The following is an 18,296-nucleotide window of genomic DNA, read 5'->3' as shown; positions in this document are numbered from 1 at the left end:
TCAGGAGCTATTTATTGAATTGCACTCAGTTAGATGGATGCAGTCCTTATTTTACTGCTTAAGCTCTAAATTAAAAAATGTACATTACTAAAATTGAATTTAGTAATGTACATTTTTACTTTATATCTCTTTATTTTACGACAATATTGACAAGTTTGCCTGGAATAACGATGATTTTCACTAAGCTCTTTCCTGCCATGTATTCTTGAACCTTTTCATCGGCAAGTGCTACTTTTTCAATATCCTCTTTTGAAGCATCTTTTGCTACGACGATCTTAGCACGAACTTTACCAGCAACTTGTACAGCAATTTCTACTTCATCATCCACAAGCTTTGCTTCATCATATGTTGGCCATTGCTCATATGAAAGAGTCGAATCGTGTCCTAATAGTTGCCATAGTTCTTCTGCAATATGCGGAGCGATTGGAGCTAGCATTTTCACAAAGCCTTCAGCATAAGTCGTTGGAATCACATCAGCTTTATAGCAATCATTAATAAAGACCATCATTTGTGAAATAGCTGTGTTAAAGCGGATGCCTTCATAATCCTCTGTCACTTTTTTCACTGTTTGGTGGTATGATTTTTCAAGTGATTGATCGTTAGACACTTGAATTTTTGCTGAAATTGCGCCATCTTCTTCACTGACAAATAGACGCCAGATACGGTCTAAGAAGCGACGTGCTCCATCTAAACCATTTGTAGACCATGCAACAGAAGCCTCTAGTGGGCCCATGAACATTTCATATAAACGTAATGTATCGGCACCATGTGACGTAATGATTTCATCTGGGTTGACAACATTGCCCTTAGATTTAGACATTTTCTCGTTACCTTCACCTAGAATCATTCCCTGGTTAAATAATTTTTGGAATGGCTCTTTTGTATGGACAACGCCTAAATCATAGAGAACTTTATGCCAGAAGCGAGCGTATAGTAAATGTAATACAGCATGCTCCGCACCACCAATATAAATATCAACAGGTAACCAACGTTTTAGTAACTCTGGGTCTGCAATCGCCTCTGTATTTGTAGGGTCGATATAGCGTAGGAAGTACCAGCTCGAACCTGCCCACTGTGGCATTGTATTTGTTTCACGACGTCCTTTTTTACCTGTCTCTGGATCGACAACATTTACCCATTCTTCAATATTTGCTAATGGTGATTCACCAGTACCTGATGGACGGATATTATCTGTTTTTGGTAGCATTAAAGGTAATTCTGATTCTGGAACTGGCGTAATCGTGCCATCTTCCCAATGAATCATTGGAATTGGTTCACCCCAATAACGCTGACGGGAGAATAACCAGTCACGTAGACGATAAGAAATTTTCTTCTCCCCTACACCTTTTTCCGCTAACCATTCAATGGCTTTCGCAATGCCATCTGCTTTATTTAAGCCATTCAGGAATTCAGAGTTAATATGTTGACCATCACCTGTAAATGCTTCTTTGCTAATGTCTCCACCTTCAAGTACAGGAACAATGTCTAAACCAAATTCAGTTGCGAATTCATAGTCACGTTCATCATGTGCTGGCACCGCCATAATAGCACCTGTACCATAAGACACTAACACATAGTCAGCAATCCAAATCGGCACTTTTTTACCGTTTATCGGATTCACTGCATAAGCACCTGTAAATACACCTGTTTTTTCTTTCGCTAAATCTGTACGCTCTAGGTCAGATTTCATTTTAACTTTCTCTAAATAAGCCTCAACAGCTTGGCGTTGGTCAGCTGTTGTAATTTGTTCCACTAATTTATGCTCTGGTGCAAGCACACAGTATGTAGCACCAAACAATGTATCAGGACGTGTTGTGAAAACTGTGAAGTTTTGATCAGAACCGTCAATGGCAAATGTCACTTCTGCCCCTTCTGAACGGCCAATCCAATTGCGTTGCATATCTTTAATAGATTCAGGCCAATCAACTTCTTCTAAGTCATCGATTAAACGATCAGCATAGGCTGTAATTTTAAGCATCCACTGCTTCATTGGTCTGCGTTCTACTGGATGACCACCACGCTCTGATTTCCCATCAATTACTTCTTCGTTAGCTAATACCGTGCCAAGTGCTGGACACCAGTTAACAGCTACTTCATCTACATAAGCTAAACCTTTCTTATAAAGCTGGATAAAAATCCATTGTGTCCATTTATAATACTCTGGATCAGTTGTGTTAATTTCGCGATCCCAATCATAGCTGAAGCCTAGCTCTTGAATTTGACGTTTAAATGTTGCAATATTTTTAGCTGTAAATTCAGCTGGATCATTCCCTGTATCAAGTGCATATTGCTCAGCTGGTAAACCAAAAGCATCCCAGCCCATTGGATGAAGTACATTATAGCCTTGCATACGTTTAAAGCGTGATAGAATATCAGTTGCCGTATACCCCTCTGGATGGCCTACATGTAGTCCTGCGCCAGATGGATAAGGGAACATATCTAAAGCAAAGAATTTAGGCTTTGCTGTTTCATTTTCAGTTTTAAATGTTTTGTTATCAGCCCAATATTGCTGCCACTTTTTTTCAATTTGTTCATGATTAAAACTCATTTTTTTTCCTCCTTCGATTGATCGTGCTGCTCTCCATCATAATTGACAAAATATTTAAAAAATAAAAAAACTCGCCCCTTTCTTATAGAAGGGACGAGAGAATTTGTACTCCCGCGGTACCACCCAAATTAGTGATTACACTCGGCTCAAGCTTCCTTAACGCGGAAGAAACGACACACGCTGTTTCACGCGGGCAGACTCAGAAGGCGAGTTCAACTTGCATTCTTACTAGCTCCCACCAACCGCTAGCTCTCTAAAAAGAACCACAAATCTACTATTCCTCATCACAGTCTTTACATGATATTGCATTTATTCTAATGGAAAGTATTGAAAAGCACAAGCCTTTGTTTACAGCTTACCCATTACTGAACAATTAAATCCTTTTCTTCCTTAGACTTTGATAAATCCTGACATTCATGAAAAGCAAAGTGCTGACAACCAATACATTGATTGACGTTTAAATAATGGAAAGCTTTTGTAATCGCTTCTCCAGTATGCTGAAAAAAATGCTGCGCGCCTATTTTATCGTAAAGTCCATTGTGCTGAAGAGCATCCTTTAAATCTCCTTGCACACCCGTTACCAAAATAGTACCGCCCTGTGCTGTATAATTTTCAATGATATTACTAAAATATGCTTCTCCAGTAGAATCCATAAAGGGCACTTTCCCCATCCGTAATATCAAAACTCTTGGTTGCTGATGCAAAGTACTTTCAATCGTTTGTTCAAACATTTGTGCAGCACCAAAAAACAACGGCCCTTCAATTGTGTACATACTAATTTGCGGGCAATCATGCTGCTGATGCACTACATGTGGCTGTACCTTTTCACTTTTATTTGAATGATCTGGAAGTACTTTTGTAACAACAAGCTTTTCACTCATGCGTTTCGCAAATAATAGCACAGCCAGCACAAGCCCTACCTCAACTGCTAATGTAAGACTAGTGAATACCGTTAATAAAAAGGTAATCAATAATACCAGTGAGTCGCCTGATTTTAATTTTGCGATATGTGAAAAATGATGTCGCTCACTCATATTCCAAGCTACGACCATCAATACCGGAGCCATGCTTGCTAACGGAATATGAGATGCATATGGAGCTAATAACAATAATGTGATTAAAACAAACACACCATGAATGATACCCGACATAGGAGATACTGCGCCTGTTTTGATATTGGTCGCTGTGCGTGCAATGGCGCCTGTTGCTGGAATACCACCGAATAAAGGCGTCACAATATTAGCAATCCCCTGACCAATTAACTCACGATTACTGTTATGCTTACTATTTGTCATCCCATCCGCCACAACTGCCGATAATAGAGACTCAATACCACCTAGCATTGCAATGACAAACGCTGGGCCAATAAGTTGTTGTAATCGTTCGAGCGTGATGTTTGGTAAGACGAAATGAGGTAATGTATTAGGAATTTGCCCATAAGCCGTTGCAATGGTAGCAACTTGTCCTGAAAAGAAGAAAGTTGCCATAAGTGTAGAGACAACGATACCCGCTAATGCTCCTGGAACCTTTGGAAAAAACTTTGGAGTTATCATTATTGTCGCCAAGCATACGACAGCAGTAAGAATACTATACGTATTTGTCGTACCAAGCTGCTTAATGATTTCCTGTATGTTGGCGATAAAATATTCATGCCTTTTAACATTTGTGAGCCCTAGAAAGTTAGCGATTTGACCTGTAAAAATAATCACTGCTATCCCTGCTGTAAAACCAACTGTTACAGGACGTGGAATAAACTTAATTAAAGTCCCTAACTTAAAAAAGCCCATGACACAAAGCAATACCCCTGCCATTAAACCCGCAAGTAATAAATCTTCATAGCCATAGGTAAGAACAATCCCCAATAGAATTGGCACAAACGCCCCCGTAGGCCCACCTATTTGATATTTAGAACCTCCAAAGAGAGAAATAAGAATACCTGCAATGCAAGCCGTATAAATCCCATATTCAGGTTTCACACCCGATGCTATGGCAAAGGACATGGCAAGTGGAATAGCAACGATTCCCACAATAATCCCTGACAATAAATCCTTCTTTACATGTTGAACTGAATATCCTTCAAAGCGTCCTGTAAACAGTGACTTCATAGATAAATCTTCCCTTCGAAATAATAAGCAAAGCCCAATTTTTCATCATCATTGATTTACTTATTCTCTTCGTCACCTTCATTACTTGTCATTTCCTCTAATCTCGAAATGGTATTAACCAAATGGTTATTAAAAATATCCTTTGCCACCCCAAGTAATGCACCAATCATTGGGTCACTTAAAGAATAATAAACTTTTTTTCCTTCCTTCACGCCATAAACAATATTTTTAGCACGCAATACACTTAATTGCTGAGAAACAGCAGAACCCTCTTTCTCTAAGCAATCTTGAATCTCATTGACACTTTTCTGTCCATCTACAAGGAGTTCAAGTATTCTGATGCGTAACGGATGTGCTAATGCTTTGAAAAAATCCGCTTTGAACTGTTGTAAGCCCTCGTCCATAAAAAACCCCTCCATATAACTACATATTCAAATATTTGAATATGTATGATTGTAATCCTGTCACAACATTTTTTCAATATCTACTATTAAAAAAAGAACAAAAACAAGTGCTTAACACTTGTTTTTGCTCTTTTCAGTGCGACATTATTAATCTGCTACTATTTTGTTCTTCTTTAAAGGATAATCGTATGTTAAACATGGAATAATCGCCAATAGTACGATGACCACCAATGTTAAAACGAGAGGAATCATGCCAAATTGATCTACCATAATACCACCAAATAGTGGACCAATCATCCGTCCTCCAGTAGCAGCACTATTGATAATCCCTTGATAGAATCCTTGACGACCTTTTGGTGCCAGTTGATTAGCAATCGTTGGTAATGCAGGCGTATAAAACATTTCACCAAATGTTAAGACAAGCATCGCTGCTCCAAACATTTTAAAATCGTTTGCAAAGGCAATAATACCAAAGGAAAGTGCAATCAGCGTTACACCAAATACTAACTGACGCTTTAAATTGTGTTCCCACCGCTTTACGAGCGGTGCAATGAGTGGTTGCCCAATGACAATTAGAAGACCGTTGATTGTCCAAAGTAAGCTATATTGCTTTAATCCCAATCCTAAATCTTGTGTATAAGATGAAATGGTTGCACTCCATTGAGAATATGCTAGCCAGCATAAAACGGAGGATGCACTAATTATTAACAAAGCATAGAAAGGTGCCTTGTTTACGATTCGCTTACTTTCGCTCAAGACATTTTTAGGTGCAATACTGCCCGCCTCCAAACGCTTAAATGTAAATAAGGCAATGAAAAAGAATAAAATATACATACCTAAATTCACTTTAAACACATAGTCAAATTGATAATCTGCCACTATACCGGCAAGGGCAGGACCTACGGCAACACCGACATTTTGTGCTAAATAGATAGTATTAAAAGCCTTACGTCCACCTTCTGGCCAGGCAGCCCCAGCTAAGGCAAACATACCTGGGAAAACAATGCCCCCACTAAAGCCTAGTATCGTTAAAAACCACACATAATGTGGCCAACCGTGCCAAATTGTTAAGCCAATTAATGAAGCAATCGTTAAAAGGATACCAAGCATAATAGCTTTATAGCCACCAATTCTATCAAATAAGTAACCACCTAATAGATTACCTAATACTCCAGCAGCAGAATTCAGCATTAAGACAAAACCAGCCATAGCTAAAGATTTGCCTAAATAATCATGCATATAAATGGCATTCAAAGGCCATAAAAAAGAGTTGCCTGTTGTGTTCACAAGCATTCCGATAATTAAAAACCAAACACGTTTTGGCATAGGATGACCTCCATTATTTCGCTTCTCTAAATAGTTAGTGTATGCTGAAATACTTAAAAGTACAAGGAAAATAATTTTACCTTTTTTACAAGACTTCTATCCTATTTTCAATCGTATTTAGTTTTGTTCCTTTCCATTTTTCTTTATCCAAATCATGATATTACCCTTACCCCATGACGGAACGAAATGCACATGATAGAATAGAGCGTTAGAGGAGTGAAATAAATGACAGAGACGAATTTTCCTTTTCCTTCAGAGGGGAAAAGATACTATACATGGAATCGCTATTTACGTGACCAATTTGGTCATAAAGTATTTAAAGTGGCATTAGATGCAGGATTTGATTGCCCTAACCGCGACGGCACAGTTGCTTTCGGTGGCTGTACATTTTGCAGTGCTGCAGGTTCTGGTGATTTTGCTGGTAATAAGGTAGATCCAATTGATGTTCAATTTGCTGAAATCCGAGACAAAATGCACCAGAAATGGAAGGATGGCAAATACATGGCCTATTTCCAAGCCTACACAAATACACATGCCCCTTTGCCAGTTTTAAAAGAAAAATTTGAAGCAGCTTTAGCGCAAGAAGGTGTAGTAGGTCTTTCTATTGCTACTCGTCCTGACTGTTTACCCGATGATGTTGTCGAATATTTAGCAGAGCTAAATGAGCGGACGTATTTATGGATTGAGCTCGGTCTACAAACGGTGCATGAGAAAACGGCTAATCTTATTAATCGTGCCCATGATTATGCAACGTATGTGGAAGGCGTTGAAAAATTGCGTAAGCATGGCATTCGTGTTTGCTCACATATCATTAACGGATTGCCTCTCGAAGACTATGACATGATGATGGAAACGGCACGAGCAGTTGCACAATTAGATGTCCAAGGCATTAAAATCCACTTACTTCATCTATTAAAAGGAACGCCTATGGTGAAGCAATATGAAAAAGGTATGCTAGAATTTTTAGATCAAGATGTATATACAAAACTAGTAGCAGACCAATTAGAAATTTTACCACCAGAGATGGTCATTCATCGTATTACAGGTGATGGACCGATTGATTTAATGATTGGACCCATGTGGAGTGTAAATAAATGGGAAGTACTGAATGGCATTGATGCTGAGCTTGAACGTCGTGGTAGTTGGCAAGGGAAGTTGTATAAGGCAGAGGTTATGAAATGATACTACAACGCGTTTTACAATATGCCCAGCAGTTATTAAAAGATAATATAAAAGAGGGAGATACAGTTGTTGATGCAACTGCTGGAAACGGCCATGACACATTGTTTCTGGCACAGCTTGTTGGGGATGAAGGGCAAGTTTATGCCTTTGATGTCCAAAAAGAGGCGGTTGACGCGACACTCCTCCGACTTTTAGATCATGGTTTAGAACATCGAGCACTCGTTTTAAATAAAGGGCATGAAGAAGTTACGCAGTTTGTACACAAGCCAGTAACTGCGGCAATCTTCAATCTCGGCTATTTACCTGGTAGCAACCATGATATTATTACAAGACCTAATACAACAATCCAAGCCATTGAGAATATATTAAAGCTCTTAAAAGTGGGCGGTTTGATTGTTCTTGTTATTTATCATGGTCATCCAGGTGGAAAAGAAGAGCGTGATAAGGTCATTGATTATGTAAGCCAACTGCCACAAAAATATGTTCATGTCTTAAAATATGCATTTCTGAATCAACAAAATGATCCACCCTTCGTCATTGCATTAGAGAAAATGAAAGAACATCCTATTCAATAATTACATGCTAAAAGGCGATCAGCTAGTTTCTATCAAACTAGCTGATCGCCCTTGCTCTTTATCTACTTGTTATTGCGTTTTTCATTATAGTCAACCCAGAAATCTGCACCTTTAATTCCTAGTTTACGAGGATCAAAGACTGGGTCTTTTCCTTCTTTTTTCTGTTTCTCGTAATCTTTTAATGCGACAATAGCTGGTTTCATGATAATTAAAATAGCTATAACGTTAATCCAAACCATCAAACCAAGACCTACATCTCCCATTGCCCATGCTAGACCAGACGTACGGATTGTACCATAAAAGGCTGCAACTAAAATGGCAATTTTCGCAATCCAAATGAATACCTTTTCTGTGCTACCTCTAAATAAGTAAGCGACATTTGTCTCTGCAATATAGTAGTAAGCCATGATTGTTGTAAAGGCAAAGAAGAATAACGCAATGGCTACAAATGGAGCACCAAAGCCAGGTAATGATGAGTCAACTGCATATTGTGTATAGGCTGCACCTGCTTCAATACTTTTCGCAAAAGTCATTTGCTCATCGCCTGCTAATCCACCACTATTAAATTCTCCAATATGGATAAATGGATCTGCTCCCTCAGCTGCCTTTTCATCTTGTACATTGTACATGCCTGTAAATAAAATCATAAATGCCGTAGCAGAACAAATTAATAATGTATCAATATAAACAGACGCCGCTTGTACAATTCCTTGCTTAGCAGGATGTGATACTTCCGCAGCTGCCGCAGGGTGAGCACCAGTTCCTTGACCAGCCTCATTAGAGTAAATTCCACGTTTAACACCCCAAGCAATCGCTGAACCAATAATGCCGCCAAAAATTTCTTGAGCCCCAAATGCACTAGAAAAAATTAATCCGATAACCGTTGGTACTTGTGAAATATTCATAAAAATAATGATAATGGCCATAATGATATAGGCTAATGCCATAAACGGTACAATAATCTGGGCAGCATTTGCGATTGATTTAACACCCCCGATGATAATAGCACCTAATAAAACAACAATAATAAGTCCTGTGATCCATGTTTCCAAACCGAAAGCGTTTTCAACAGCACCTGCGATGGCATTCGACTGCACACCAGGCATCAAAATTAACATTGCTATTAAAGCCGCCACAGCAAAAATAACTGCAAACCATTTTTGGCCCATTCCTTTTTCTATGTAAAAGGCCGGTCCACCACGATATTCTGTATCTTTCTCTTCTTTATAGATTTGAGCTAATGTTGACTCTACATACGCGGTAGCCGCACCTATGAAAGCGATTGCCCACATCCAAAAGACAGCACCAGGTCCTCCCATTCCAATCGCTGTCGCAGTACCAGCAATATTACCTGTACCTACACGTCCTGATAATGCGATAGACATTGCTTGGAATGAAGATATTCCCTTTTCTGACTTCTCCCCTTTAAACATTAAAACAAACATATCTTTAATGTGCCTTACTTGTAGGAACCTTGTAATAATTGAGAAAAATAACCCAATTAATAAGATGCCATAAATAAACCATGGTCCCCATAAAATACCATTCAACTTCTCTACAATTACATCCATTTTACCCCTCCAATTTGAATTACCTTACTTTAAGTCATTATAGTATTACACTTTTCTGAAAATTACAATATTATTTTTAAGTAACAATATTTAAGTAAGTAACCTAGTAAATGGAAGGGTATAAACCTATTTAATTATATAACCAATTCTTCGAAGAGCATTATTAATAAAATCTCGTATATACATAAAAATCTCTTCGCGCTCTCCCTCATGAAATAAATTATGATAACAATTTGCCCATTCTTTAAACTGAAATTCCGTGAATTCCTGTTGATGAAGCCAATTTCGAGTTTGGCGAGTGTCCGTAATTTTATCCTTCTCAGCTGTCATAATTAGCATAGGCATATTAGGCATTTCACCTTTAGGCAGCATCACTAAATTTTTCATCATCTGCTGAAGTTCTCGATACCATTTCACAGAAACTACAGTCATGAGCGGTACATCATCTTTCATTTCTTCTCTGCCTTCAACACTACGCGTTAATTTCTCTAATGTAATATCATGTGTCAATTTAACATTGGCCGTTAACGCACTTAGACTTGTTAAAGCATTTGTTAATTTACCTGGTAATAGCTTTAGTTGCAACCAAGGTGATGTTAAAATAATGCCTGCACATTCATATTGTCTCTTTTGCAGTGTATGGAGGATTAATGTTGCACCTAGTCCATGCCCTATTACAAAGGTTGGTAAATTATATGAAAAAGCATTTTCAATCAGGTTTCTTGTATACTTATTGTACAATTTGAAGTCTTCATCATGGACTCGAGCAAACCTTGCATTACCCCCATGATTCGGTAAATCTCCCATGACTATGTGGAAGCCTTCTAATCTTAATTTCTCTATCAGCCATGCATACCAACGGTGATTTTCATAAGCACCATGAAGAATAGCAATCACAGCTTTTGCTTGTCCATCAGCTTCCCATTTCCACATTACATAGTCCTCCTAAAAAATAATTACACTTTGATTATATCGAAATAAATAGCACATTTTAATTTTATATTTCCATAAAGTTGCGTATTTGATACGATAATACTACATTATAGAAAGAAAAGAGGCGATTTTCATGATTTATCCATTTAAAGATAAAACGCCAAAGATCGATCCGTCTGTTTTCATTGCTGACTACGCAACTGTTACGGGCGACGTAACAATTGGCGCCGAAACAACTATTTGGTTTAATACGGTTATTCGTGGTGATGTTTCCCCAACGATTATTGGTAAACGTGTCAGTATCCAGGATCTTTGCTGTTTACACCAAAGCCCAAAATATCCGCTCATTATTGAAGATGAGGTAACAGTTGGACACCAAGTCACTTTACATAGTTGTACAATTCGCAAAAATGCCTTAATTGGTATGGGATCCATTATTTTAGACGGAGCTGAGATTGGAGAAGGTGCATTTATTGGAGCTGGAAGCCTAGTACCTCCTGGTAAAGTCATTCCTCCAAATAGTTTAGCATTAGGTCGTCCAGCAAAAGTTGTCCGAGAATTAAATGCTGAAGATAAAGAGGATATGGAACGCATCGTACGAGAATACGCAGAAAAAGGTCAATATTATAAATCACTTCAGAAATAAATAACCTACACAAAAAATCAATACTAACGAAAAAATCCCTCGCGTTTTCGTGTACCGAATATGTTCACGAATCCTAGCGAGGTATTTTTGTAAAAAAAACAAAAGGAGCAATGTTGCCCCTTTGCTTATTAATACATCAGAATAATTTTCTAATGACTTCATTACTTTAGTTCAATAGTTTATAAACGTGCTTTTTCTCGTAGCGCGTCTGCTTTATCAATTTGCTCCCATGGTACATTTAAATCTGTACGACCAAAATGTCCATACGCAGCAGTTTGTTTATAAATTGGACGACGAAGATCAAGCATTTTAATGATACCTGCTGGGCGTAAATCGAATAGCTCGCGTACCCATTCAACGATCTCGCTTTCTTTCACTCTACCTGTGCCAAATGTATCGACAGCAATGGAAACAGGCTGAGCAACGCCAATCGCATAGGCAAGTTGCACTTCAGCACGCTCTGCTAAGCCAGCTGCTACGATGTTTTTCGCTACATAACGTGCTGCATATGCCGCCGAACGGTCTACCTTGGTTGCATCCTTACCTGAGAAGGCACCACCACCGTGACGTGCATAACCACCGTATGTATCAACAATGATTTTACGTCCTGTTAATCCAGCATCACCTTTTGGCCCACCAATTACAAAACGGCCAGTTGGATTGATGAAGTATTTCGTATTAGCATCTAATAATTCACTCGGTACAACTGGTGCAATAACAAATTCTTTTAAATCTGCTTGAATTTGTTCAAGTGTTGCTTCTTCATCATGCTGTGTTGAAATAACAATTGTATCCACGCGAACCGGTACATTATTGTCATCATATTCAATCGTTACTTGCGTTTTACCATCAGGACGTAAATAGGCAAGTTCACCTGATTTACGTACTTCTGTTAAACGGCGTGCTAATTTGTGTGCCAAGCTAATTGGTAATGGCATTAGCTCTGGTGTTTCATTACATGCATAGCCAAACATTAAGCCTTGGTCACCAGCACCAATTGCTTCTATATCAGCATCTGTCATAGAGCCTTCACGTGCCTCTAATGCCTGATCAACACCTTGAGCAATATCAGGTGATTGTTCGCCAATTGCCACAAGCACCGCTAAGTTCTCAGCATCAAAGCCATATTTACCTCGTGTATAGCCAATTTCAGCTACAGTGTCACGAACAATACCTTTAATATCCACATAAGTAGAAGTAGTAATTTCTCCTGCTACTAATACTAATCCTGTTGTTACAGTTGTTTCACACGCTACACGTGCATTTGGATCTTCTGCTAAAATAGCATCTAAAATGGCATCCGAGATTTGGTCACAAATCTTATCTGGATGTCCTTCTGTTACACTCTCTGATGTAAACAGTCGACGGTTTGTCATTTGGTTTTCCTCCTAAATACTCTTACAATAAGTAGTTGTGTATGAATACGGTACTCATTACCCATGTCAAGTCCGCTCCTAAGGATTGAACTCTCAAGCCGTTACTGCTGCTTTTAACACGAGGATTTCGAAAGATCCGTCATTACAATAAGGAAAGAACTACATATACTTACCTTTACATTGATTTTTAACAATAAAAAAATCCTTTTCTCACGTTACTTTACATGAGGAAAGGAATAATGACTGCGTAACCTTTCACTCTTATCGTTCAAGGGATGTTCCCTTGCATCAGGTTGGCACCAACGCATGTCGTGAAATAGTTCATGCAGGTTGCCGGGTTTCACAGGGCCTGACCCTCCACCAGCTCGGGATAAGAGTATCCGTTCAATCTCATGTTACTGAAAAGGTCGAACGTTGTCAAATATTTTCTTATGTATTACTGTATAGAAAGGAAAGAACTTATTACACAAAAACTTTTCATACTTGGATGATGATGTAAATAGAAGCAAATTAATCCCTACAACATACCTAGCTACTTGTGGTAACATATGTGTGGCTCAATTTTCGTGCCTAATTACAGTAGGATTGATGGTATTCTACTCGAAAAACATTATTTTTTGTCAGTTTATTGAAAAGTGGTAAAAACTCTAAAATAATTTCTTAATTAGTATAGATTATTTAAGCAATTGTGTTATACTATTTTTGAAATTAAGAAAAAATCCCTCTAAATCAAGGGAATACTATAAAAAAGGATGGTATTTAATCGATGAATTCAGTAGAAATTGCAAACGAACTGAAGGAATTATTAAACGGCGGTAACATTAATGTTCAACTTTCAGTACCACAATTAGCAGAAAAAGCTACATCTCGTGGTGAAGCAATGTTAACAGTAGATGGCGCAGTTCGTGCAGAAACTGGCAAATACACTGGTCGTTCACCTAAAGATAAATATACGGTAGAAGAAGAAAGCACAAAAGATCAAATTGACTGGGGTAAAGTCAACCAACCGATTTCTTCTGAAGTGTTCGATAACCTATATGTAAAAGTAATAAAATATTTAAAAGAACGTGACGAGTTATTCGTATTCAAAGGCTTTGCAGGTGCTGACAAAGACTCACAATTAAGCATTCAAGTTATCAATGAATACGCATGGCACAATCTTTTTGCTCATCAATTATTTATCCGTCCAACAGCAGATGAATTAGCTTCTCATGTTGCCGACTTCACTGTCATCTCAGCTCCTAACTTTAAAGCAGATCCTGCGGTTGATGGTACTGCTTCTGAAACATTCATCATCGTATCACTTGAAAAGAAAATTATTTTAATTGGTGGTACAGAATATGCTGGTGAAATGAAAAAATCTATCTTTGGTATCATGAACTACTTATTACCACAACAAGGTATTCTTTCAATGCACTGCTCAGCAAACGTTGGTGAAGCTGGCGATGTAGCGTTATTCTTCGGTCTATCTGGTACTGGTAAAACGACGTTATCAGCTGATCCTGATCGTAAGCTAATCGGTGACGATGAACACGGTTGGTCTGATAATGGTGTATTCAACATTGAGGGTGGCTGCTATGCAAAAACAATCAACCTTTCTGCTGAAAAAGAACCAGAAATCTACAATGCAATCCGCTTCGGCTCTGTATTAGAAAACGTAGCTGTTGATCCAGAAACTCGTATTTGTGACTATGATGATGGTTCACTAACAGAAAATACACGTGTAGCTTATCCAATCCAATACATCGAAAATATCGTTGATCCTTCTGTTGCAGGTCATCCAAAAACAATCATCTTCCTAACAGCTGATGCATTTGGCGTATTACCTCCAATCAGTAAATTAACAAAAGAACAAGCGATGTATCACTTCCTAAGCGGGTTCACTTCTAAACTTGCTGGAACTGAACGTGGTGTGACTGAGCCAGAACCAGTATTCTCTACTTGCTTCGGGTCTCCATTCCTTCCACTTCCTGCAACAGTATACGCAGAAATGTTAGGACAAAAAATTGACGAGCACGGTGCACAGGTATACTTAGTAAACACTGGTTGGACTGGTGGCGAATATGGCACAGGTAGCCGTATGAAACTTTCTTACACACGTACAATGGTCCGTGCAGCAATCGATGGTAAATTAGCAGATGTTGAAACAACACAAGATGCTGTGTTTGGTTTACACATTCCAAAAGCAGTTGAAGGCGTACCTTCAGAAGTGTTAAATCCTCGTGAAGCTTGGGCAGATAAAGCTGCATACGATGCAAAAGCTGCTGAGCTTGCAGGCTTATTCAACGAAAACTTCAAGAAATTCTCAAACGTTTCTGAAGCCATCACTACACTTGGTGGTCCATTAAAATAACGTCTATATAAAAGACAAAGGGAACGAATAAATTGTTCCCTTTGTCTTTTTGTTTTCTCTATGCTTTATTGTTGTTTCATCCACTTGCAAAGAGCACGGACAGTTTCACGATTTTTTGCTGGTGGATATTGATGTGCATAGTTAAGATCATACCAAGTTTCGAATGATTTATTTGCTTCCTCTAAAAAAAATGCCAATTGTCTGGCATGTTCAATATCCACATTTTCATCACGATAGCCATGAATGATAAGAACGGGAGCTGTTATACGCTCTATCTCAAAAAGAGGTGTTCTTGCATCATACGCTTCTGGCACACGATTAGGTGTTCCTCCAATAACGCGCTTCATCATTCTGCGCATATCTGTACGTTCCCAATAAGTGGCCGTTGCATCAGAAACACCTGCCCATGTTACAACAGAAGTAATATCCCTTCTTAAAATAGCTGTCCACAGAGCCATAATACCACCTCGTGAAAAACCAAAAACATGGATATTGTCATTGCAGAATTGTTTGAGTACATCTACGGCATAGACCGCATCGTAACGGTCTGCCCCTGCAAACTCGTCACGCCCCTCTCCCCCACGATTCCCACGATAATATGGGGCAAATACGATAAAGCCCTGCGCCGCAAATTGTGCAATACGAGAGGGTCTTACCATCCCTATGCTTTGCATGCCGCCTCTTAAATATAAAAAGCCATCATATGTACCTTCAGTCTTTGGCTCTGCTAATAGTCCTTTTATACGTAAGCCCTGTGAAAGATAGGTTATTTCCGTTAAACGGATAGCTGGATTTGGTGAAGGATAGGGGCGTTTTTCGATAATATCACCATTGTGTGTCACGATGTTTCAGCTCCTCCAGCATTTTCTTCATCCCCTCATCCTTCATGTGAAAACTCAAGTTAGGATGCTGAGCAAATTCTTCATCAGTTAACCAAAGCATGCCTGACGTTTCTAAATCAAATTCTATATCCTCTTGCGCCAAAAATTGTGCAGTGAAAACGGATTTACAAAAAACGATTTCATCATACACTGCATACTCTGCAAACCATTGAAGATTTTTCACATGAACACCCGTCTCTTCAAAAACTTCTCGAATCGCCGCCTCCTCTAAGGTTTCCCCTTCTTCTAATTTCCCTCCTGGCACTTCTACACCACGTCGTTTATGGACAGTACATAACCATTTATTTTCATGCTTTAAAAGGACAAGGACGTGTTTAGGTTCTACTTTAAATTCGCCTCTTGTAAAACTCAAATCTACTTGTAGGCCATGTAAATCTGTAAATGTTAACATATCTTCAACCTCACGTTCTTTCTTGTTGCAAAACAAAAGTTACTTTCTTTATCATTACTTCTATTTTATGGACGGAATTTAATCATCATTCCTATTCCTATCTATATTAACTATATTGTAAACCTACAATGACAAGCAACCCTAAGCTACAGTCTTGTAAAGCATGAAAAAAAGCGTGCTTCATAGGAAGACACGCTTTTCTTTAGATTACTTGCTGACCGTCAAAATAGACGATAGGACTTTTCACAACACAATCAATATGAACATCTGACGCATTGGCTCCACCAAATGGCGCATTACTGCCAAAAGCGATATGGATGGTCCCATACACCTTCTCATCCTCTAATACATTGCCACATAGGATAGCACTTTTATTGGCTCCGATGCCAAACTCTGCAATGACTCTACCATTGCCTTCACCAAGTAATGCCAGTAGTCGTGGACCATCAGGACCGATTGCTTCTTCTAAGCGACCATTCTTTATTTTTAATAATAATGGCTCCTTTAAGACACCAATATTAGCAATAGAGCCATCTACTAATATCTCTCCATTCGCAGATGTTTCTATTGGTGCAATATACGATTCTCCTGAAGGAATATTCCCGTACTCACCAGGTTGACGAATAACCCCTGTGGACCGAATTCCGAAACGGCCGTCTACACTAAACGTCAGCTCATGACCATCCTTGACAATACGAATATCTTTTGTCGTATTAAGTAAAAGGACATATTTTTCTACCGTAGCTTCGATCTCCTGTGCATCTGCATGAAGGGCACCTTGCTCCAGCATCTCCAATGTTACCCCTGGCATTGTTGCTACACGTCCACCCTTTTCACAGGCATGTTTACGAGCCAGTGTATGTGTTAGGGAGTGGGAGGTAATACACAGTGTAACATCGGCATTTGCCATAAGCTCAGAAACTGCATGGATTGGTTCCTGCCCAGATTTCTCTAACAGGGGCATCACCATGAACATTGTATTTGCAGTAATTGACAGTCCAGCTTCATAAAAAATTTTCGCGATGTCTTGTTTGTGGCTATCTGTCAAAATTAATAGTGACTCAGAAGATTGAACATTTAAATTGCCTTTTAAAACATTTAGTGCAATATCATGTAAATGATGCATAATAGGGCTCCTTAATTAAAATTCAAATGATATCTACGAATGATTCCTTCTATTTCATTTCTAGCTTCCGTTAAAGGTCCCAAAAAATCAGGAACACGTTGCTCTGTAAAACGATAAATTGGTCCAGAAACGGTAATAGACGCTACGACCTGTTCCTCACTATTAAATATAGGCATAGCTAGCGCCAATACATCGACCGAATACTCACTGTTACTAAGTGCATAGCCACATGTTCTAATTTTTTCTAGCTCTGCCCTTATTTCTGTGGCATCTGTCATCGTATTATTTGTATAAGCTGTTAATGGTTCATCTATGACCTTTGCAATTTGCTCTTCATTTAAAAAAGCAAGCATTGAACGGTAAGATGCTCCTACATACAGTGGCGATCTACTTCCTCTTGAAACTGTAAACTTCACCTTATTTACAGGCTCTGCTTTCAGTAATGTTAACGCTTCCAGTCCATTCAGTACGGTAAAAATAGCTGTTTCACCAGTGACATCCTTTAATTTCTCAAGAACTGGCATACATAGCTGATCTATGTTTAATGAATCATACATATTCATACCTATTTCCCATAATGCAATACCAAGAGAATATTTTTTTGTTATAGGATCTTTTGTTATAAACCCATTATTTTCGAAGGTTTCAAGAATGCGATATAAATTTGTATGATTCATGTTCATCGCCAGTGCTAACTCTCGACCACCCCATGTGGGCTTTTCCTTTGTAAACATTTTTAAAACCGCAATTGATAAATTTAATGTCTTTAGCATATCTCTCATCCTTCTGAACTATTTATCTGTACAAACGGCTGCAAATCTCTCTCTTAAGGGGGAAATAATCGACAGATTTAGCAGC

General features: G+C 38.7%; 15 protein-coding genes, 1 riboswitch and 1 other annotated feature. Of the genes, 4 read left to right on the top strand and 11 right to left on the bottom strand.

Annotated elements, in window-relative coordinates:
* Positions 1–130 precede the first annotated feature (130 nt).
* The 4 genes from leuS to B3D98_RS07190 all read right to left on the bottom strand — a co-directional run bounded on the left by leuS (position 131) and on the right by B3D98_RS07190 (position 6,383).
* Positions 131–2,548: a leucine--tRNA ligase gene (gene leuS / locus B3D98_RS07205; protein WP_054549916.1), complete on the bottom strand. Its 2,418-nt coding sequence runs from the start codon at positions 2,546–2,548 to the stop codon at positions 131–133.
* Positions 2,549–2,634: 86 nt separating this feature from the next.
* Positions 2,635–2,845: a binding site (T-box leader), on the bottom strand.
* A 65-nt stretch (positions 2,846–2,910) separates the two neighbouring features.
* A complete protein-coding gene (locus tag B3D98_RS07200; protein WP_288582066.1) occupies positions 2,911–4,653 on the bottom strand; it encodes a SulP family inorganic anion transporter in 1,743 nt (580 codons plus the stop codon).
* 56 nt (positions 4,654–4,709) lie between these two features.
* A complete protein-coding gene (locus B3D98_RS07195) occupies positions 4,710–5,057 on the bottom strand; it encodes an ArsR/SmtB family transcription factor (RefSeq protein ID WP_048391099.1) in 348 nt (115 codons plus the stop codon).
* A 147-nt stretch (positions 5,058–5,204) separates the two neighbouring features.
* The gene (locus B3D98_RS07190; RefSeq protein WP_048391096.1) at positions 5,205–6,383 is read right to left on the bottom strand and encodes an MDR family MFS transporter; all 1,179 of its coding nucleotides are present in this window, start codon (positions 6,381–6,383) and stop codon (positions 5,205–5,207) included.
* A gap of 225 nt (positions 6,384–6,608) precedes the next feature.
* On the opposite strand from B3D98_RS07190, the gene B3D98_RS07185 reads away from it, so the two are divergent.
* Positions 6,609–7,565 carry a TIGR01212 family radical SAM protein gene (locus B3D98_RS07185; protein WP_048391094.1) on the top strand — a complete coding sequence of 319 codons (957 nt, stop codon included), beginning with the start codon at positions 6,609–6,611 and terminating at the stop codon, positions 7,563–7,565.
* Positions 7,562–8,140, top strand: coding sequence for a tRNA (mnm(5)s(2)U34)-methyltransferase (locus B3D98_RS07180; protein ID WP_048391092.1), 579 nt, complete (start codon positions 7,562–7,564; stop codon positions 8,138–8,140). The genes B3D98_RS07185 and B3D98_RS07180 overlap by 4 nt, the downstream gene beginning before the upstream one ends.
* 62 nt (positions 8,141–8,202) lie before the next feature.
* On the opposite strand, the gene B3D98_RS07175 is transcribed toward B3D98_RS07180, so the two are convergent.
* The gene (locus tag B3D98_RS07175; protein ID WP_048391090.1) at positions 8,203–9,711 is read right to left on the bottom strand and encodes an alanine/glycine:cation symporter family protein; all 1,509 of its coding nucleotides are present in this window, start codon (positions 9,709–9,711) and stop codon (positions 8,203–8,205) included.
* A 126-nt stretch (positions 9,712–9,837) separates the two neighbouring features.
* Positions 9,838–10,644, bottom strand: coding sequence for an alpha/beta hydrolase (locus tag B3D98_RS07170; protein WP_048391088.1), 807 nt, complete (start codon positions 10,642–10,644; stop codon positions 9,838–9,840).
* A 133-nt stretch (positions 10,645–10,777) separates the two neighbouring features.
* On the opposite strand from B3D98_RS07170, the gene B3D98_RS07165 reads away from it, so the two are divergent.
* Entirely contained in the window at positions 10,778–11,290 is a 513-nt protein-coding gene (locus B3D98_RS07165; RefSeq protein WP_016994472.1) for a gamma carbonic anhydrase family protein, read from the top strand.
* A gap of 179 nt (positions 11,291–11,469) precedes the next feature.
* Here the strand turns inward: B3D98_RS07165 and metK are convergent, their stop codons facing one another.
* Complete coding sequence (metK, locus tag B3D98_RS07160; RefSeq protein ID WP_004225981.1) at positions 11,470–12,666, bottom strand: methionine adenosyltransferase; 1,197 nt, start codon at positions 12,664–12,666, stop codon at positions 11,470–11,472.
* Positions 12,667–12,924: 258 nt separating this feature from the next.
* Positions 12,925–13,043, bottom strand: a riboswitch (SAM riboswitch).
* A gap of 389 nt (positions 13,044–13,432) precedes the next feature.
* Between metK and pckA the strand changes: the two genes are divergently transcribed.
* A complete protein-coding gene (pckA, locus tag B3D98_RS07155) occupies positions 13,433–15,019 on the top strand; it encodes a phosphoenolpyruvate carboxykinase (ATP) (protein ID WP_048391084.1) in 1,587 nt (528 codons plus the stop codon).
* A 65-nt stretch (positions 15,020–15,084) separates the two neighbouring features.
* Here pckA and B3D98_RS07150 read toward each other — a convergent pair whose 3' ends face one another.
* The 4 genes from B3D98_RS07150 to B3D98_RS07135 form a co-directional block, all read right to left on the bottom strand.
* Positions 15,085–15,861 (bottom strand): alpha/beta hydrolase family protein, encoded by a 777-nt coding sequence (locus B3D98_RS07150; protein WP_048391082.1) that lies wholly within the window; start codon positions 15,859–15,861, stop codon positions 15,085–15,087.
* Positions 15,845–16,312, bottom strand: coding sequence for an NUDIX domain-containing protein (locus tag B3D98_RS07145; RefSeq protein ID WP_054549912.1), 468 nt, complete (start codon positions 16,310–16,312; stop codon positions 15,845–15,847). Before B3D98_RS07145 ends, B3D98_RS07150 begins: the two co-directional genes overlap by 17 nt.
* A 202-nt stretch (positions 16,313–16,514) precedes the next feature.
* Entirely contained in the window at positions 16,515–17,438 is a 924-nt protein-coding gene (locus B3D98_RS07140) for an aminopeptidase (RefSeq protein ID WP_048391078.1), read from the bottom strand.
* Positions 17,439–17,449: 11 nt separating this feature from the next.
* Entirely contained in the window at positions 17,450–18,211 is a 762-nt protein-coding gene (locus tag B3D98_RS07135) for an IclR family transcriptional regulator (protein WP_004225962.1), read from the bottom strand.
* Between the last annotated feature and the right edge of the window lie 85 nt (positions 18,212–18,296).

The sequence above is a fragment of the Lysinibacillus sp. UBA5994 genome, assembly GCF_002429725.1.
Lineage (GTDB): Bacteria > Bacillota > Bacilli > Bacillales_A > Planococcaceae > Lysinibacillus > Lysinibacillus capsici.
This window is presented reverse-complemented; position numbering and strand designations above follow the sequence as displayed.

Excerpts from the sequence above, each read along its gene's own strand:
- B3D98_RS07175 (WP_048391090.1), bottom strand. The coding sequence starts at position 9,711 with ATGGATGTAATTGTAGAGAAGTTGAATGGTATTTTATGGGGACCATGG.
- B3D98_RS07135 (WP_004225962.1), bottom strand. The coding sequence starts at position 18,211 with ATGCTAAAGACATTAAATTTATCAATTGCGGTTTTAAAAATGTTTACA.
- B3D98_RS07165 (WP_016994472.1), top strand. The coding sequence starts at position 10,778 with ATGATTTATCCATTTAAAGATAAAACGCCAAAGATCGATCCGTCTGTT.
- metK (WP_004225981.1), bottom strand. The coding sequence starts at position 12,666 with ATGACAAACCGTCGACTGTTTACATCAGAGAGTGTAACAGAAGGACAT.
- B3D98_RS07170 (WP_048391088.1), bottom strand. The coding sequence starts at position 10,644 with ATGTGGAAATGGGAAGCTGATGGACAAGCAAAAGCTGTGATTGCTATT.
- B3D98_RS07145 (WP_054549912.1), bottom strand. The coding sequence starts at position 16,312 with ATGTTAACATTTACAGATTTACATGGCCTACAAGTAGATTTGAGTTTT.
- B3D98_RS07180 (WP_048391092.1), top strand. The coding sequence starts at position 7,562 with ATGATACTACAACGCGTTTTACAATATGCCCAGCAGTTATTAAAAGAT.
- leuS (WP_054549916.1), bottom strand. The coding sequence starts at position 2,548 with ATGAGTTTTAATCATGAACAAATTGAAAAAAAGTGGCAGCAATATTGG.
- B3D98_RS07195 (WP_048391099.1), bottom strand. The coding sequence starts at position 5,057 with ATGGACGAGGGCTTACAACAGTTCAAAGCGGATTTTTTCAAAGCATTA.
- pckA (WP_048391084.1), top strand. The coding sequence starts at position 13,433 with ATGAATTCAGTAGAAATTGCAAACGAACTGAAGGAATTATTAAACGGC.
- B3D98_RS07200 (WP_288582066.1), bottom strand. The coding sequence starts at position 4,653 with ATGAAGTCACTGTTTACAGGACGCTTTGAAGGATATTCAGTTCAACAT.
- B3D98_RS07185 (WP_048391094.1), top strand. The coding sequence starts at position 6,609 with ATGACAGAGACGAATTTTCCTTTTCCTTCAGAGGGGAAAAGATACTAT.
- B3D98_RS07140 (WP_048391078.1), bottom strand. The coding sequence starts at position 17,438 with ATGCATCATTTACATGATATTGCACTAAATGTTTTAAAAGGCAATTTA.
- B3D98_RS07190 (WP_048391096.1), bottom strand. The coding sequence starts at position 6,383 with ATGCCAAAACGTGTTTGGTTTTTAATTATCGGAATGCTTGTGAACACA.